We start from the raw sequence: 14,977 nt of genomic DNA, 5'->3' as shown, positions 1-14,977 counted from the left end.
CGTGCCCGCCGGCATGGCAATTCCCGTCAGCACCGGAGTCATTGCTGGGCCGCCCACCACCGGTCGGCCAGCTCACCGTTCGCGACCAGCACCGACGGCCCGCGCAGGTAGCTGTTCGCCTCGGTGACGGTGACCGTCACCTCGCCACCGGGGATGCGCACGGTCAGCGACCCGGTCTGATCGCCCCGGTGGGCCAGGGCCGCGACCGCGGCCGCGACGGTGCCGGTGCCGCAGGAGCGCGTCTCCCCCACGCCGCGCTCGTGCACCCGCATCGACACCGTCCCCCCGGCCGGCGCGGTGAGCACCTCGATGTTGACCCCGTCCGGGAACTGTGCGGGATCGAAGCCCACGGGTGCGGCGACATCCAGCGCGGCCAGCTCAGCGCTGGTCAGCGTCTCGTCTACGCAGGCCAGGTGTGGATTCCCGACGTCCACGGCCAGCCCGGTGAAAGTCCGGCCGCCGACGATCGCCGTGCCGGTGCCCAGCCGGTTGGCCTTGCCCATCTCGACGGTGACATCGGCGGTGGTCTCGGTGTGGCCGTGCAGCACCACCGGCCGCGGCCCTGCCAGCGAGCCGACGACGAACTCGTCGCGCGACTCCAGGCCGCTGGCACGCAGGTAGTGCGCGAAGACCCGCACCCCGTTGCCGCACATCTGGGCGATCGAGCCGTCGGCGTTGCGGTAGTCCATGTACCAGTCGCCCGCGGCCACCCCCTCGGGCAGCCGGTCGAACACCCCGGCCGCATGCGCGGCCCCGGCAGTAGTCACGCGCAGCACCCCGTCGGCGCCGAGACCCTGCCTGCGGTCGCACAGCGCGGTGACCGCGGCCGGGGTCAGGGCCAGCTCGGCAGGCAGGTCAGGGAGCAGCACGAAGTCGTTCTGCGTGCCGTGGCCCTTGGCGAACTTCACCTGGTCAGGATACGTCGCGCCAGGCGCGCAGCACTGCGTCGACGTTGCCGGCGCCCGAGCCGTCCAGCCAGACGATGCGGTGGTCGCGGCGGAACCATGAGCGCTGTCTGCGCACGTAGCGCCGCGTACCCAGGAACGTGGGTTCGCGCGCGGCGCTGCCGTCACCTCCGGCGTCGAGGTCGGCCAGCACCTGCGCGTACCCCAGGGCCCGCGCGGCGGTGACGCCGTCGCGCAGCCCCCGGTCGATCAGGGTGATGACCTCCTCGACCAGCCCCCGCTCGAACATCAGATCGGTGCGCCGCGCCAGGCGCTCGTCCAATGCCGTCGTCTCCCAGTCCAATCCGACGATCACGGTGTTCCAGCGCGGCGTCCCGATGGTCGGTGCGGACGCCGCGAAAGGCCGGCCCGTCAGTTCCACGACCTCCAGCGCCCGCACGATGCGCCGTCCGTCGGTGGGCAGGATCGACGCCGCCGCGGCCGCGTCGACCGCGGCCAGTTCGCGGTGCAGCGCCGCGACCCCGATCTCGGCGAGACGCTCCTCCCAGCGGGCCCGCACCTGCGGGTCGGTGGCCGGGAACGACCACTGGTCCAGCAGCGACTGGATGTAGAGCATCGAACCGCCGACGATGACCGGGACCGCGCCCCGCGCGGCGATCGCCTCGACGTCGGCGGCGGCGGCGACCTGGTAGCGGGCCACGGTCGCGGTCTCGGTGACGTCGAGCACGTCGAGCTGGTGGTGGGGCACCCCGCAGCGCTCAGCCGGGGTGAGCTTGGCGGTGCCGATGTCCATGCCCCGGTAGAGCTGCATCGCGTCGGCGTTGACCACCTCGACGGCGGTGTCGGCGCTCAGCGCGGCCGCGACGGCCAGCGCCAGGTCGGACTTGCCGGTACCGGTGGGGCCGACGAGGGCCAGCGGCCGCACGGCGGTCACGGTGTCCATACGCCGGCGAAGTAGCCGACGCCGTAGGGGGCGCCGCGGTAGAACTCCTCGGCCACGCGTGCGCCGGGCCCCGCCAGCCCCGCCAGCACCTGGTAGGCCACCCGGCCGAGGATCACCGACGGCAGGTCGGTCAGAGCCGCCGTGTCGCCGGCGGCCAGCGCGTCGTCGAGCGCGGCCTGCGCGCGCGGGGAATCCGGGTCGTGGCCGCCCGGGGCGGCCGGGGTGAGGGTGTTGGCGCCGTCGGCGACCACCAGGACACCGATCTGGTCCGGCTCGGCCTCGATCTCGGCGCGCAGCCGCCGGCCGGTCTCGACGGCGACGGCGGCATCCAGGTCGGCGCGGTAGCCGCGGACCTCGACCTCGGCGGCCGCGACGCCGCCGCGCAACCACGCAGCGATCAGCGCGCACAGCGGCAGCGCCGTCGCCTCGCCGGTCACAGCGCCGGCGGACAATCCGACGCGGACCTCGACGCCGTAACCGGCGAACGTGCCCACCGCGTCCGGCCGCAGGACTGTGTCGGCCGGTGTGACGCCGACGGCGATCCAGCGCGGTGGCAGTGCGGCCGCCGCCGACAACGCGGCCGCGCGCAGATTTTCGGTCTCGGTGGCCGCCGACGACGCCAATTCCGGGACCAGCAGCGGCGCCGACGGGACGAGCGCGATCGCGTTCAGCACGGCATCCAACTAATCACACGGTCACCGGATCACGGGTGGCCGCTTCGCCGCGGGCCAGCGCGACGGTGGCCACCACCATCACCGTCACCGCCGCCACGAGCGTGACCCAGCCCGCCTCCCCCGGCCGCAAGGTCTCACCCAGAACCACCACGCCCAGTCCGCACGCGACCATCGGCTCGGTCACCGTCATCGTCGGCAGCGAGGCCGTCAGCGCACCGGCCCGGAACGCCGCCTGCTGCGTCGAGGTGCCCAGGATCGCGACCACCGCCCACGCGTACAGCTCGGGCGTGCGCAACAGCTCCAGCACACCGGCCACGCTGGTGACGTCGAGGCGGTGCACCACCGCCTTGGTCAGCACGGCGAACAGCCCCCACAGCGCGCCGGACACCACCGCCATCAGGACCGCGCTGACCGGCCCGGACCACACGGTCGCACCGATCACGCACAGCAGCAGCGCGGGACCGAGCACCAGGGCCACGGCCAGCCAGGTCTCGGCCGAGGCCCGAGACGCCCCCGCGGTCGGGTTGCCGACGGTCACGATGATCGCGACCGCCCCGGCCAGCAGCGCCGCCCACAACCATTCCCAGCGGGTCACGCGCCGGTGCGCCAGTTTCGCGCTGATCGGAAGCGCGAACAACAGCGACGTGACCAGCAGGGCCTGCACCAGCAGCACCGAGCCCAGACCGAGCGCCGCGGCCTGCAGCGCGAAGCCGATCGCCGCCACCGCGCTGCCTGTCCACCACCGGCGGTCCCGCAGGAGTTTCGCGAAAAGCTGCAGGTGGCTGACCTGTTCGTCGGTCACCTCGTGTACCGAGCGCTGGTGCATGACATCACCGACCGCCACGAAGAAGGCGGCGGCGAGCGCGAGCAGGGCGGCCAGATCCGCCTTGGCCATCGACGACCTCCTCCGTGTTTCCCGGGAGAGCCTAGAGAGCTGCCGGACGCAAGGCGTGGGCGCAGCGCCGGGCAACCTGTTTCAATAGCCTGCAGGAGCGTTGTCACGCTCACAGGCGCCGCGCCGCGCGGCAGGTGCGTGGGAAACCGCGCGGAGACACGAGGTACGGACATGACGATCACCGAACCCGGCGGATCCCAGGACGCCGGACATCAGGACACCGATCCTGCGCAGGAGGCCCCCTCCGCGCCGGTCCCGGCCCCGAAGCCGTCCGCTGCCGCGAAACCCAAGCCGGGTCCGGCGCGGCCCGGACCCCGCCCCGCCGTCCCGGTGACGGCCCCCGTGGTGGGCACCGCACCGACCAGCGACCCGCACCGCTTCGGCCGCGTCGACCCCGACGGCACCGTCTGGCTGATCACCGCCGCCGGTGAGCGCACCATCGGCTCGTGGCAGGCCGGTGATGCGGAGGCCGCCTTCGCGCACTTCGGTCGCCGCTTCGACGATCTGCACACCGAGGTGGTGCTGTTGGAAACCCGGCTGGCGTCCGGGACCGGCGACGCCCGCAAGATCCGCTCGGCGGCGACGTCGCTGGCCGAGAGCCTGGCCGACGCGCACGTGCTCGGCGATGTCGACTCGCTTGCCGCGCGGCTGGCCGCCATCGTGGATCAGGCCGACAGCGCCACCCAGGAGGAGAAGGCCCGGCGCGAGGAACTGCGCGCCACCCAGACCGCCCGCAAGGAAGCACTGGCCGCCGAGGCCGAGGACATCGCCGCCAACTCGACGCAGTGGAAAGCCGCCGGCGACCGGCTGCGGGCCATCCTCGACGAGTGGAAGACGATCACCGGGCTGGACCGCAAGGTCGACGACGCGCTGTGGAAGCGCTACTCGGCGGCGCGCGAGACGTTCAACCGGCGCCGCGGCTCTCACTTCGCCGAGCTGGACCGGGAGCGCGCCGGGGCCCGGCAGGCCAAGGAGGCGCTATGTGAGCGTGCCGAGGCGCTGTGCGACTCCACCGACTGGGGTCCGACCTCGGCGACGTTCCGCGACCTGCTGACCGAGTGGAAAGGCGCCGGGCGGACGTCCAAGGACGTCGACGACTCGCTGTGGCAGCGGTTCAAGGCCGCACAGGACAAGTTCTTCTCGGCACGCAACGCCGCGACCGCCGAACGCGACGCGGAGTTCCGCGCCAACGCCCAGGCCAAGGAGGCGCTGCTGGCCGAGGCGGAGCGGATCGACACCTCCGACCTGGAAGCCGCACGCGCGGCGCTGCGGGCGATCGGCGACAAGTGGGACGCCATCGGCAAGGTTCCGCGGGAACGCGCCGCCGATCTGGAGCGCCGGTTGCGGTCGGTAGAGAAGAAGATCCGCGACGCCCCGACCGGCGGGGTCGACCCGGAGGCCCAGGCCCGCGCCGATCAATTCCGCGCCCGCGCCGAACAGTTCGAGCGCCAGGCGGAGAAGGCTGCCGAGGCGGGCCGCAGCAGGGACGCCGAGCAGGCCCGCGCCAGCGCCGAGCAGTGGCGACAGTGGGCCGACGCGGCCGCGGATGCGCTGAGCCGCAAGCGGTAGCTAGCTCTTGGGCGGGGTGGTGTCGTCGCCCTCGTCGGGGAACGATTCCAGCAGACCCTTCTGCTGGCCTTCCGCGGCGCGGCGGCGCCGCTCCTCCTCGGCCGCCAGGTGCAGGGCGGTCCGGGTGGCCACGACGCGCGCCCAGTGATAGCTGAGCAGGATCACCGCCAGCCACGCGACGATCAGCCCGATGCCGGGGCCGGGCTGGGACTCCAGCGCGGTCTGGCGCGACCACACCGCCAGCAGCCCGAGGAACGCCGACACGGTCGACCCCGCCAGCGCGATCCAGGCCAGCGTCCAGCGCCGCGTCAGCAACGCGAGCATCGAGAACCCGACCCCGAACACCAGCGACAGCCAGGTGAACACCCGCGAGGGCAGCGCAATCCCGACGTCGGAGGCGGCATCGGAGCCGGTGAGCACGTCAAATCCTTTGACGCCGCCCGTGTGGGGCAGCGCGAGGGTGGTCAGCAGCACGAACACCAGGATTGCCAGCACCAGCGCCCGCGGGCCGGGATCGATCTCGCGCGCCACGCGCCGTTCGGCCGCTTCGAGGTCGTTGCGGTAGGCGTCGAAACCGTTGGCCCCCTCGGCGCCGGCTGCCCCGGTCATCGGGCACATCCACTCGCCGCGGGCGTAGCGGCGGGCGCGCCGATCGAGGGCATGCCCAGTCCGACCCCGGTGCGTGGCTTCTGCCCGGCCGCGTGGGCGTCGCCGGCGCGGGTGCGCCGGTGCGAGATCAGCTGCCCATCGGCGATCAGATGGTGCGGCGCGGCTGCGGTGACGGTGGTGACGACGATGTCGCCCGGCCTGATCTCGCCGTCCGGCCGCCCGGGCGCGAAGTGCACCAGCCTCCCGTCGCGGGCACGGCCCGACATCCGGGCGGTGGCGGCGTCCTTGCGTCCCTCGCCGGTGGCGACCAGCAGTTCGACCCGGCGGCCGACCTGGGCGGTGTTCTCCTCCAACGAGATCCGCTCCTGAAGCTCGATCAGCCGTTGGTAGCGTTCGGACACAACAGCTTTGGGCACCTGGTTGTCCAGCTCCGCGGCCGGGGTCCCCGGCCGCTTCGAGTACTGGAAGGTGAACGCGCTGGCGAACCGCGCGGCGGCGACGACGTCGAGGGTGGCTTGAAAGTCCTCCTCGGTTTCGCCCGGGAAGCCGACGATCAGATCGGTGGTGATCGCGGCATCGGGGATCGCGGCACGCACCCGGTCGATGATGCCGAGATAGCGTTCGGCCCGGTAGGAGCGGCGCATCGCGCGCAGGATGCGGTCGGAGCCGGACTGCAGCGGCATGTGCAAGGTCGGGCAGACGTTGGGCGTCTCGGCCATCGCGTCGATGACGTCATCGGTGAACTCGGCCGGATGCGGCGAGGTGAACCGCACGCGTTCCAGCCCGTCGATGCGGCCGCAAGCCCGGAGCAGCTTGGCGAACGCCCCCCGGTCGCGCGGTTGGTTGTCCGCTGCCGTCAGGTCCTCGCGCAAGCGCTCGTCCGGTGCCGTCAGGTCCTCGCGCAAGCGCTCGTCCGCGAACGAGACGCCGTAGGCGTTGACGTTCTGCCCCAGCAGGGTGATCTCGAGCACTCCCTGGTCCACCAGCGACTGCACCTCGGCGAGCACATCACCCGGCCGCCGGTCGACCTCCTTGCCACGCAGAGACGGCACGATGCAGAACGTGCACGTGTTGTTGCATCCGACCGAAATCGAAACCCAAGCAGCGTAGGCGGATTCGCGACTCGCCGGCAGCGACGACGGGAACTCGCGCAGCGCCTCGGCGATCTCGACCTGAGCGACGCGGTTGTGCCGGGCGCGGTCCAGCAGCGCCGGCAGCGACCCGATGTTATGAGTGCCGAACACCACATCGACCCACGGCGCCTTGCGCAGCACCGAGTCCCGGTCCTTCTGGGCCAGGCAACCGCCGACGGCGATCTGCATGTCCGGGTCGGCCTGTTTGCGCGGGGCCAGATGGCTGAGGTTGCCGTACAGCTTGTTGTCGGCGTTCTCGCGGACCGCACAGGTGTTGAACACGACGATGTCGGCGTCGGCGCCGTCACCGGCGCGCTGGTATCCGGCTTCTTCGAGCAGACCGGACAGGCGTTCGGAGTCGTGCACGTTCATCTGACAGCCGTACGTGCGGACCTCGAAGGTTCGCACCCGACGATCGGGCGAAAACCCGCTCGCCTGCTGCGTCACCGTGGAAGTCACGGGCCCTATCCTACGGAGCACAGGCGGTCGTCCCGAAATCAACCGGGGGCGAGCGAAGCGACGGGGAAAACAACCGCGGGCGAGCGAAGCGACGGGGAAAACAACCGCGGGCGAGCGAAGCGACGGGGAAAACAACCGGGGGCGAGCGAAGCGACGGGGAAAACAACCGGGGGCGAGCGAAGCGACGGGGAAAACACCGATCGCGGTCTTCCAGCACACGGGACGTTCCCTGGGTAAGGTCTTCACGCATGGAGAGCCCCAGGGAGTCCCCTGACGTGCCGATGGTCTCTGTGAAGGCGGTGAACAAGCACTTCGGCGCCCTCCACGTCCTCAAGGACATCAATCTCGACGTCGGCCAGGGCCAGGTCGTCGTCGTGCTCGGGCCGTCCGGTTCGGGCAAGTCGACGTTATGCCGCACCATCAACCGGCTGGAGACCATCGATTCGGGCACCATCTCCATCGACGGCGTGGTGTTGCCGGCGGAGGGACGCAAGCTGGCCCAGTTGCGCTCCGATGTCGGCATGGTGTTCCAGTCGTTCAACCTGTTCGCGCACAAGACAATTCTGGAGAACGTGACGCTGGCACCGATGAAGGTGCGCAAGGCGTCCAAGGAACAGGCGCGGGAGAAGGCGATGCGCCTGCTCGAGCGCGTCGGAGTGGCCAACCAGGCCGACAAGTACCCCGCGCAGCTCTCGGGTGGCCAGCAGCAGCGCGTGGCGATCGCACGCTCGCTGGCAATGGACCCGAAGGTGATGCTGTTCGACGAACCGACCAGCGCACTGGATCCCGAGATGATCAACGAGGTGCTGGCCGTGATGGCGGGACTGGCCGCCGACGGCATGACGATGCTCGTGGTGACCCACGAGATGGGCTTCGCGCGCAGGGCCGCCAACCGGGTGGTGTTCATGTCCGACGGCGCGATCGTCGAGGACGCCGAACCCGCCCAGTTCTTCGAGAACCCGCAGACCGACCGCGCCAAGGATTTCCTCGGCAAGATCCTCCACCACTGATCAGGGCCCCGGCGAAAGGAACCCCACCATGTCCCCCAAATCCCTGTCCGCGCGTGTCGCGGGCGCATTGGCACTGGCCGTCGCACTCCCGTTCGCAGCGACCGCGTGCGGCGGCGGTGACGGTGGCGGCGGCGCGGGTGGCGGCGACACGATCGTCATCGGCACCAAGTTCGACCAGCCCGGTCTGGGGCAGAAGAACCCCGACGGCACCATGAGCGGCTTCGACGTCGACGTCGCCACGTATGTCGCGGGTGAGCTCGGGTACGCCCCCGACAAGATCGAGTGGAAGGAGGCGCCGTCGGCGCAGCGCGAGAACCTGATCCAGAACGGCCAGGTGAGCTTCATCGCGGCGACGTATTCGATCACCGACGCACGTAAGGAGAAGGTCTCTTTCGCCGGGCCCTACCTGATCACCGGGCAGAGCCTGTTGGTCCGTTCGGACAACACCGACATCACCGGCGCCGCGTCCCTGGAGAACAACAAGATCCTGTGCTCGGTGTCCGGTTCGACGCCCGCCCAGAAGATCAAGGACGAGTACCAGGGCGTGCAGCTGCAACAGTACGACACGTACTCGGCATGCATCGACGCGCTCAAGAACGGCGCCGTCGACGCGGTCACCACCGATGAAGTGATCCTGGCCGGCTACGCCGCGCAGTCCCCGGGCGCGTTCAAGATCGTCGGCGAGCCGTTCTCCGAGGAGCGGTACGGCATCGGCCTGAAGAAGGACGACTCCGAGCTGCGCACGAAGATCAACGACGCACTGAAGAAGATGGAGGACAGCGGCGCCTGGAAGGCAGCGTTCGACAAGAACCTCGGTCCGGCCGGGATCACCGCGCCGGCACCGCCGCCGCTGGACAACTAGGGCGCCCAGGTAGCCACCGGAGCCGCCCGTGGAGGTTTTCACCGAGTACCGAAGCGAGATCTTCGCCGCGTTCTGGACCACGATCCAGCTGACGGTCCTGTCAGGCATCGGCGCTCTCGTCCTCGGCACGGTGCTGGCCGCGATGAGACTCTCGCCGGTGCCGACGCTCAACTGGATCGGCACGGCGTACGTCAACATCGTGCGCAACACCCCGCTGACGCTGATCATCCTGTTCTGCTCGTTCGGCCTGGCCCAGACGCTGGGATTGACGCTGGCCGACCGGCAGTCGCCGACGTTCATCGCCGACAGCGGCTTCCGGCTGGCCGTACTGGGCCTGACCGTCTACACCGCGTCGTTCGTATGCGAGACGGTGCGCTCTGGGGTGAACACCATCCCGCTGGGTCAGGCCGAAGCGGCCAGGTCCCTCGGGCTGACATTCAGCCAGAATCTGCGGATCGTGCTGCTACCACAGGCATTTCGTGCGGTCATCATCCCGTTGGGTTCGGTGCTGATCGCGCTGACGAAGAACACCACGATCGCCTCGGCGATCGGGGTGGCCGAGGCCGCGCTGCTGATGAAGGAGATGATCGAGAACACCGCGGCGGTGCTGGTGGTCGGCGGCATCTTCGCGCTCGGGTTCGTGATCCTGACGCTGCCGCTGGGGTTGTTGTTCGGCTGGCTGGGCAAGCGGATGGCGGTGGCGCGGTGATGAGCGCGACTTCGACCGGCGAGCAGACACAAAATCGCGCATTCTGGCGGCCAGCGATGCGATTTACTGTCTGCTCGCCGAGGCAGGTGGGCTGGTTGTGACCGGGTCCTCCGTTCTGTTCGACGCACCCGGGCCGCGCGCGCGGATCCGCAACCGGGTCATCTCGGCGGTGACCCTGGTGGTCCTCGCACTGGTGGCGTGGGTGGTGTATTCGCGGCTCGACTCGCGGGGCCAGCTCACCGCCGAGAAGTGGGAACCGTTCCTGACGCCGGACCTGTGGCGCACCTATGTGTTGCCGGGCGCGGAGGGCACGCTGACCGCGGCGGCGGTGTCGATCGTGCTGGCGTTGGTGCTCGGTCTCGCGCTCGGCGTGGGGCGACTGTCCTCGCACACCGGGATCCGGTGGGCCTGCTCGGTGTTCGTCGAGTTCTTCCGAGCGGTGCCGGTACTGATCATGATGATTTTCGCGTACTTCCTGTACGCGTTCTACGACGTGTTCCCGTCCAAGCATCTGGCGTTGGCCGGCGTGATCACCGGGCTGACGCTGTACAACGGCGCGGTGATCGCCGAGATCGTGCGCGCCGGTGTCCACGCGCTGCCGCGCGGTCAGTCCGAGGCGGCATCGGCGCTCGGCCTGACGTGGGGGCAGACCATGCGGTCCATCCTTCTGCCGCAGGCGATCACCTCGATGCTGCCGGTGCTGATCTCACAGCTGGTGGTGGTGTTGAAGGACACCGCGCTGGGCTACCAGATCACGTTCGTCGAGATGGTGCGGCAGGGCACGGTGATCGGCTCGGCGTACGGCAACTACATTCCCGCGCTGATCGTGATCGCGCTGCTGATGATCGCGCTGAACTTCTCGCTGTCGTGGTTTGCCACCTGGTTGGAACGCCGGATGCGCAGATCCCGGAAGGGTCCGGCGCCGATGGAGGCCGAACCGCTGGACATGCAGGGCGACCGCAGCCGCGCGGTCTGACGCGGACCGCCGATGAGTTCCACCCTGCTGGCCTTCGAGGTGCTGCCCGAGTCGACGCTGCGGGACATGGTCGATCTGATGGTCCGCCTGATCGAGGCGTGCGGAGCGGTGGTCATCATGATCGGCGCCGTCGTCGCGATCGTGAAGTTCGTCGCCGCCCTGGGCCGGCGCAACATCAACCAGTTCTCCGCCGTCCGGCTCACCTTGGCCCGGTTCTTGGTGCTGGGGCTTGAATTCCAGCTCGCGGCTGACGTGTTGCGCACCGCGATCTCGCCGTCCTTCGATGAGATCGGCAAGCTCGCCGCGATCGCGGCGATCCGCACGGCGCTCAACTATTTCCTCAACCGCGAGATCGCCCAGGAGCAACGCGAGATCGAGCTGTTGCGCCACCCGCGGCCCACAGCCGATCCCCCACCGGTGTCGTGAACATCGTCCTCGACGCGTCATGGTGCTTCGCGCTCGCCGGCATCGTGCTGGGGTCGGCGGCGCTGATCGTCTTCCGCCGACCCCTGCCCGCCTTGCGGGTGACGCTCGAGCTGCTCACCGCGGCCGGGCTGCTGCGGTTGAGCGTGGATTCGTCGTGGACAGCGATCACGGTGGCCGCCGGGCTGATCGTGCTGCGCCGCGTCATCACTCGTACCCTGATCGCCGACCTCACCCCGTCACCGCGGCGGACGCCCCGAACCACGTAGACAGTGCGTCAGTCAGTCCCGCGCACTCCAAGTTCGTCGATCCGGTCGGTCAGCAGACGTTCAATGCGCTTCTGCCACAACGCCAGTCCGTACGGATGCGGAGTCGGAAAGTCACCGATGTCGAGGCTCACCTGTGCAAAACCGTGCAACTGCAGGGTTTCGCCGGCCGCCAGGAACCGGTCGGCGACACCGCGCTGGTCGAGCACCTGCTGAGCTCACACTTTCCGACGCTCCCTTTCGTTCGCCAACTCGGCGGTCACCACGTCCAGCGCCATCGACTGGTTGTAGCCACGGCGGGCCAGCATTCCCACCAGCCGTCGCGCCACCTTGTTCTCGGCCTCCCTGTCGTCGGGGTCGCCGAGCTTCTCGCGGCGTAGCTTGTCACGGACCAGTTGTTCGGCACGGGTGCGTTCGGCGCCGGCATCGATCCCGGCCAACGCCGCGTCGATCACCTCGTCGTCGACGCCCTTCTTGCGCAACTCGGCGGCCAGGGCGCGCTTGCCCTTTCCGGCGTTGATGCGTCGCGACCGCACCCACTGCTCAGCGAAGTCCTCGTCGTCGATCAGGCCGACCTGCGTCAAGCGGTCCAGGACCGCGACGCTCACGTCGTCGGGGTATCCGCGCTTGGCGAGCTGCGCCTCGAGCTCGGCACGCGTCCTGGCCCGGGCGGTGAGCAGGCGCAGGCACAGGGCCCGCGCCTGCTCAGCACGCTTGTCGGACTCGTCGACCTGAGCTCCGGCCGGGTCAGAAGTCGACGGGAGCGGGAAGAGCGTCATCGGCTGCATCATCGGTCAACTGAGCCCCGATACCGAGCTTCTCTTTGATCTTCTTCTCGATCTCGTTGGCCACGTCGGGGTTCTGCAGCAGGAAGTTCCGGGCGTTCTCCTTACCCTGGCCGAGCTGCTCCCCGTCATAGGTGAACCAGGATCCGGACTTGCGGATGAAGCCCTGCTCGACCCCCATGTCGATGAGCGAGCCCTCCCGGCTGATCCCGCGGCCGTACAGGATGTCGAACTCGGCCTGCTTGAACGGCGGCGAGACCTTGTTCTTGACGACCTTGACCCGGGTGCGGTTGCCGACCGCGTCGGTGCCGTCCTTGAGCGTCTCGATGCGCCGGACATCCAGGCGGACCGAGGCGTAGAACTTCAGCGCCTTACCGCCCGTGGTGGTCTCGGGGGACCCGAACATCACGCCGATCTTCTCGCGCAGCTGGTTGATGAAGATCGCGGTGGTGCCCGAATTGTTCAGCGCCCCGGTCATCTTGCGCAGCGCCTGGCTCATCAGGCGGGCCTGCAGACCGACGTGGCTGTCACCCATCTCCCCTTCGATCTCCGCGCGCGGCACCAGCGCCGCCACCGAGTCGATGACCAGGATGTCCAGCGCGCCGGAGCGCACCAACATGTCGGCGATCTCGAGTGCCTGCTCACCGGTGTCGGGCTGGGACACCAGCAGCGCGTCGGTGTCCACGCCGAGCTTCTTGGCGTACTCCGGGTCCAGCGCGTGCTCGGCGTCGATGAAGGCGGCGATACCGCCGGCAGCCTGCGCGTTGGCGACGGCGTGCAGCGCGACGGTGGTCTTACCGGAGGACTCCGGACCGTAGATCTCGATGACACGGCCGCGGGGCAGTCCGCCGATACCGAGCGCGACGTCGAGGGCGATCGACCCGGTCGGAATGACCGCGATCGGCGGGCGCACGTCCTCGCCGAGTCGCATCACCGACCCCTTGCCGAAGTTCTTGTCGATCTGCGCGAGCGCCAGTTCCAGGGCCTTCTCGCGATCAGGGGCTTGCGGTGCCATGGTGATACCTCTCCGGTAGTCGTTGTTGACCGGTTCTCGGTCGGTTGGCCGTGACGCTAGGCGAAGCCACCGACAAGTCCTTCGTACGATGTCTGCGGTCGAACTCCCCCCACAGTAGACGAACAGGTGTTCGATTCAAGTGGACACGCCGACGGCTCACCTTTTCCGGGCATGACGCGTCCGGATCCCGGCCGGTACCGCCGAGATGGCGGCGTACACATACCGGCCGCAGGTCGGCGGCGGTGACAGCGCATGAGCACGTGTCGTGAAGGCGCACGGCTTCACCGGCACCCGCGACGACGGCTCTCCGACCACGCCGAGGCGTTCGGCGGCGCCGGCCGCATCGTCGTGATGCGGGCCTCGTCGTTCAGCGACGGACACATCCTCGCCGCCTCCGCCGGGGATCCCCGGACCGCCGCGACGACCTCGCCGGACGCCAGGACCGGCTTCGAGGCGATTCGAAGCCCGAACTCCTTGGGGCGCAACGAGTTCGCCGCTCGGCTGGACGCGCCGCGCGCGCCGGTCCTATCGTGGATCATCCGCCACGGAACGGACTCTCATGCACGAGATGGCGATCACCCAGAGTGTCGTCGATGCCGTGTGTGAACACGCCGCCGGACGCCGCGTGCACGGCGTGACACTGGAAGTCGGCGCGCTGTGCGCACTGGTCCCCGACTCGATGCAGTTCTGCTTCGAACTGGCCACCGAGGGCACCGTCGCCGAAGGCGCACAGCTGGACATCGACGTGCGCCCCGGCACCGCACACTGCCGCGCCTGCGGCGCCGACTTCGCGCTGGCGGACTTCTTCCTGCTCTGCCCCTGCGGCAGTGCCGACGTCGAGGTGACCGCCGGCCAGGACATCAGGATCCGATCGATGGAAGTGAGCTGATCATGTGCGCAACCTGCGGCTGCGGCGAGAACACATCGACGATCACCGGCCACGCCCACGACCACGCCCACCCCCATGACCATGGCAGTCGGCGCACCCACACCGTCGCTCTCGAGCACCGGGTACTCGCAAAGAACGACGCCCTGGCCGAACAGAACCGCCGGTGGCTCGCGCAACGCCGCATCCTCGCGCTGAACCTGACCAGTTCGCCCGGCGCTGGGAAGACCACACTGCTGGAGCGGACCATCCGCGAGATGGACGCCGCCGGCCCGGTGACGGTCATCGAGGGCGATCAGGAAACCCTGCTCGACGCCGAACGGATCCGGGCCACCGGCGCACCCGCGGTGCAGATCAACACCGGGGCCGGCTGCCACCTGGACGCCCAGATGATCGGTGATGCGCTAGGGGTTCTCAACCCGCCCGAACACTCGCTGCTGTTCATCGAAAACGTGGGAAACCTGGTCTGCCCGGCCATGTTCGACCTCGGGGAGCACGCCAAGGTGGTGATCATCTCGGTGACCGAGGGCACCGACAAACCTCTGAAGTACCCGCACATGTTCGCCGCCGCCGGGCTGGTGCTGATCAACAAATCCGATCTGCTGCCCTACGTTGACTTCGACGTCGACCGCTGCGCCGACCACGCACGGTCGGTCAACCCCGGCGTCGACGTGCTGACGGTGTCGGCCAAGACCGGCGCGGGCACCGCGGATTGGTACCGCTGGGTCCGATCGCGGCAAACCGGAACCGGTGCGGGGACCTAGATCCATCGATCCGTTGACAACGGCCGTTCGGCGCGAGTAAACCAAAACCAGCGGCGTGCAAGTGGGCCGACGGTCGACTCCGATGCCGCAGGGG

18 protein-coding genes and 1 pseudogene are annotated in these 14,977 nt (G+C 69.5%); 9 read left to right on the top strand and 10 right to left on the bottom strand.

Annotated elements, in window-relative coordinates; genetic code table 11:
• Positions 1 to 38: 38 nt before the first annotated feature.
• Genes dapF through ACXMYJ_RS14115 form a run of 4 tightly spaced genes read right to left on the bottom strand, consistent with a single transcriptional unit; the run spans position 39 to position 3,417 of the window.
• Complete coding sequence (gene dapF / locus ACXMYJ_RS14130) at positions 39 to 908, bottom strand: diaminopimelate epimerase (protein ID WP_260751728.1); 870 nt, start codon at positions 906 to 908, stop codon at positions 39 to 41.
• 4 nt (positions 909 to 912) lie between these two features.
• Positions 913 to 1,830: a tRNA (adenosine(37)-N6)-dimethylallyltransferase MiaA gene (gene miaA / locus ACXMYJ_RS14125; protein ID WP_260758070.1), complete on the bottom strand. Its 918-nt coding sequence runs from the start codon at positions 1,828 to 1,830 to the stop codon at positions 913 to 915.
• A gap of 5 nt (positions 1,831 to 1,835) precedes the next feature.
• Complete coding sequence (locus tag ACXMYJ_RS14120) at positions 1,836 to 2,522, bottom strand: class III extradiol ring-cleavage dioxygenase family protein (protein ID WP_260758069.1); 687 nt, start codon at positions 2,520 to 2,522, stop codon at positions 1,836 to 1,838.
• Positions 2,523 to 2,535: 13 nt separating this feature from the next.
• A complete protein-coding gene (locus ACXMYJ_RS14115; RefSeq protein ID WP_460356986.1) occupies positions 2,536 to 3,417 on the bottom strand; it encodes a DMT family transporter in 882 nt (293 codons plus the stop codon).
• A gap of 171 nt (positions 3,418 to 3,588) precedes the next feature.
• Between ACXMYJ_RS14115 and ACXMYJ_RS14110 the strand changes: the two genes are divergently transcribed.
• Positions 3,589 to 4,986 carry a DUF349 domain-containing protein gene (locus ACXMYJ_RS14110; protein WP_260751725.1) on the top strand — a complete coding sequence of 466 codons (1,398 nt, stop codon included), beginning with the start codon at positions 3,589 to 3,591 and terminating at the stop codon, positions 4,984 to 4,986.
• Here the strand turns inward: ACXMYJ_RS14110 and ACXMYJ_RS14105 are convergent, their stop codons facing one another.
• Complete coding sequence (locus ACXMYJ_RS14105) at positions 4,987 to 5,595, bottom strand: Rv2732c family membrane protein (protein WP_460356983.1); 609 nt, start codon at positions 5,593 to 5,595, stop codon at positions 4,987 to 4,989. It abuts the gene before it with no gap.
• Positions 5,592 to 7,100 (bottom strand): tRNA (N6-isopentenyl adenosine(37)-C2)-methylthiotransferase MiaB, encoded by a 1,509-nt coding sequence (miaB, locus tag ACXMYJ_RS14100; protein WP_396885475.1) that lies wholly within the window; start codon positions 7,098 to 7,100, stop codon positions 5,592 to 5,594. Before miaB ends, ACXMYJ_RS14105 begins: the two co-directional genes overlap by 4 nt.
• A gap of 368 nt (positions 7,101 to 7,468) precedes the next feature.
• Here miaB and ACXMYJ_RS14095 point away from each other — a divergent pair, with 368 nt between their 5' ends.
• From ACXMYJ_RS14095 to ACXMYJ_RS14070, 6 genes are all read left to right on the top strand, one after another.
• The gene (locus ACXMYJ_RS14095; RefSeq protein ID WP_260758068.1) at positions 7,469 to 8,197 is read left to right on the top strand and encodes an amino acid ABC transporter ATP-binding protein; all 729 of its coding nucleotides are present in this window, start codon (positions 7,469 to 7,471) and stop codon (positions 8,195 to 8,197) included.
• Positions 8,198 to 8,225: 28 nt separating this feature from the next.
• Positions 8,226 to 9,059, top strand: coding sequence for a glutamate ABC transporter substrate-binding protein (locus ACXMYJ_RS14090; protein WP_260751720.1), 834 nt, complete (start codon positions 8,226 to 8,228; stop codon positions 9,057 to 9,059).
• A 28-nt stretch (positions 9,060 to 9,087) separates the two neighbouring features.
• The gene (locus ACXMYJ_RS14085; protein WP_260751719.1) at positions 9,088 to 9,768 is read left to right on the top strand and encodes an amino acid ABC transporter permease; all 681 of its coding nucleotides are present in this window, start codon (positions 9,088 to 9,090) and stop codon (positions 9,766 to 9,768) included.
• Positions 9,769 to 9,865: 97 nt separating this feature from the next.
• Positions 9,866 to 10,744: an amino acid ABC transporter permease gene (locus ACXMYJ_RS14080; RefSeq protein ID WP_260751718.1), complete on the top strand. Its 879-nt coding sequence runs from the start codon at positions 9,866 to 9,868 to the stop codon at positions 10,742 to 10,744.
• 12 nt (positions 10,745 to 10,756) lie between these two features.
• Positions 10,757 to 11,170, top strand: coding sequence for a DUF1622 domain-containing protein (locus tag ACXMYJ_RS14075; RefSeq protein WP_460356979.1), 414 nt, complete (start codon positions 10,757 to 10,759; stop codon positions 11,168 to 11,170).
• Positions 11,167 to 11,436, top strand: coding sequence for a hypothetical protein (locus ACXMYJ_RS14070; protein ID WP_460356977.1), 270 nt, complete (start codon positions 11,167 to 11,169; stop codon positions 11,434 to 11,436). The genes ACXMYJ_RS14075 and ACXMYJ_RS14070 overlap by 4 nt, the downstream gene beginning before the upstream one ends.
• Before the next feature lie 23 nt (positions 11,437 to 11,459).
• On the opposite strand, the pseudogene ACXMYJ_RS14065 reads toward ACXMYJ_RS14070, so the two are convergent.
• From ACXMYJ_RS14065 to ACXMYJ_RS14050, 4 genes and pseudogenes are all read right to left on the bottom strand, one after another.
• Positions 11,460 to 11,645, bottom strand: a pseudogene (locus ACXMYJ_RS14065) (FAD-dependent monooxygenase); the annotation flags it as partial.
• 6 nt (positions 11,646 to 11,651) lie between these two features.
• Positions 11,652 to 12,212 (bottom strand): recombination regulator RecX, encoded by a 561-nt coding sequence (recX, locus tag ACXMYJ_RS14060; protein WP_460356975.1) that lies wholly within the window; start codon positions 12,210 to 12,212, stop codon positions 11,652 to 11,654.
• Positions 12,181 to 13,233 carry a recombinase RecA gene (gene recA / locus ACXMYJ_RS14055; protein WP_260751712.1) on the bottom strand — a complete coding sequence of 351 codons (1,053 nt, stop codon included), beginning with the start codon at positions 13,231 to 13,233 and terminating at the stop codon, positions 12,181 to 12,183. The genes recX and recA overlap by 32 nt, the downstream gene beginning before the upstream one ends.
• 281 nt (positions 13,234 to 13,514) lie before the next feature.
• Positions 13,515 to 13,772, bottom strand: coding sequence for a hypothetical protein (locus tag ACXMYJ_RS14050; RefSeq protein WP_460356971.1), 258 nt, complete (start codon positions 13,770 to 13,772; stop codon positions 13,515 to 13,517).
• 20 nt (positions 13,773 to 13,792) lie between these two features.
• On the opposite strand from ACXMYJ_RS14050, the gene ACXMYJ_RS14045 reads away from it, so the two are divergent.
• A complete protein-coding gene (locus ACXMYJ_RS14045) occupies positions 13,793 to 14,122 on the top strand; it encodes a hydrogenase maturation nickel metallochaperone HypA/HybF (protein ID WP_260751710.1) in 330 nt (109 codons plus the stop codon).
• Between the two features lie 2 nt (positions 14,123 to 14,124).
• Positions 14,125 to 14,883, top strand: coding sequence for a hydrogenase nickel incorporation protein HypB (gene hypB / locus ACXMYJ_RS14040; protein WP_460356969.1), 759 nt, complete (start codon positions 14,125 to 14,127; stop codon positions 14,881 to 14,883).
• The last annotated feature ends 94 nt before the right edge of the window (positions 14,884 to 14,977 follow it).

The organism is Mycobacterium sp. ZZG (genome assembly GCF_054786995.1).
Note: the sequence above shows the minus strand (reverse complement) of the source record. Positions and strands in the feature narration are given on the sequence as shown.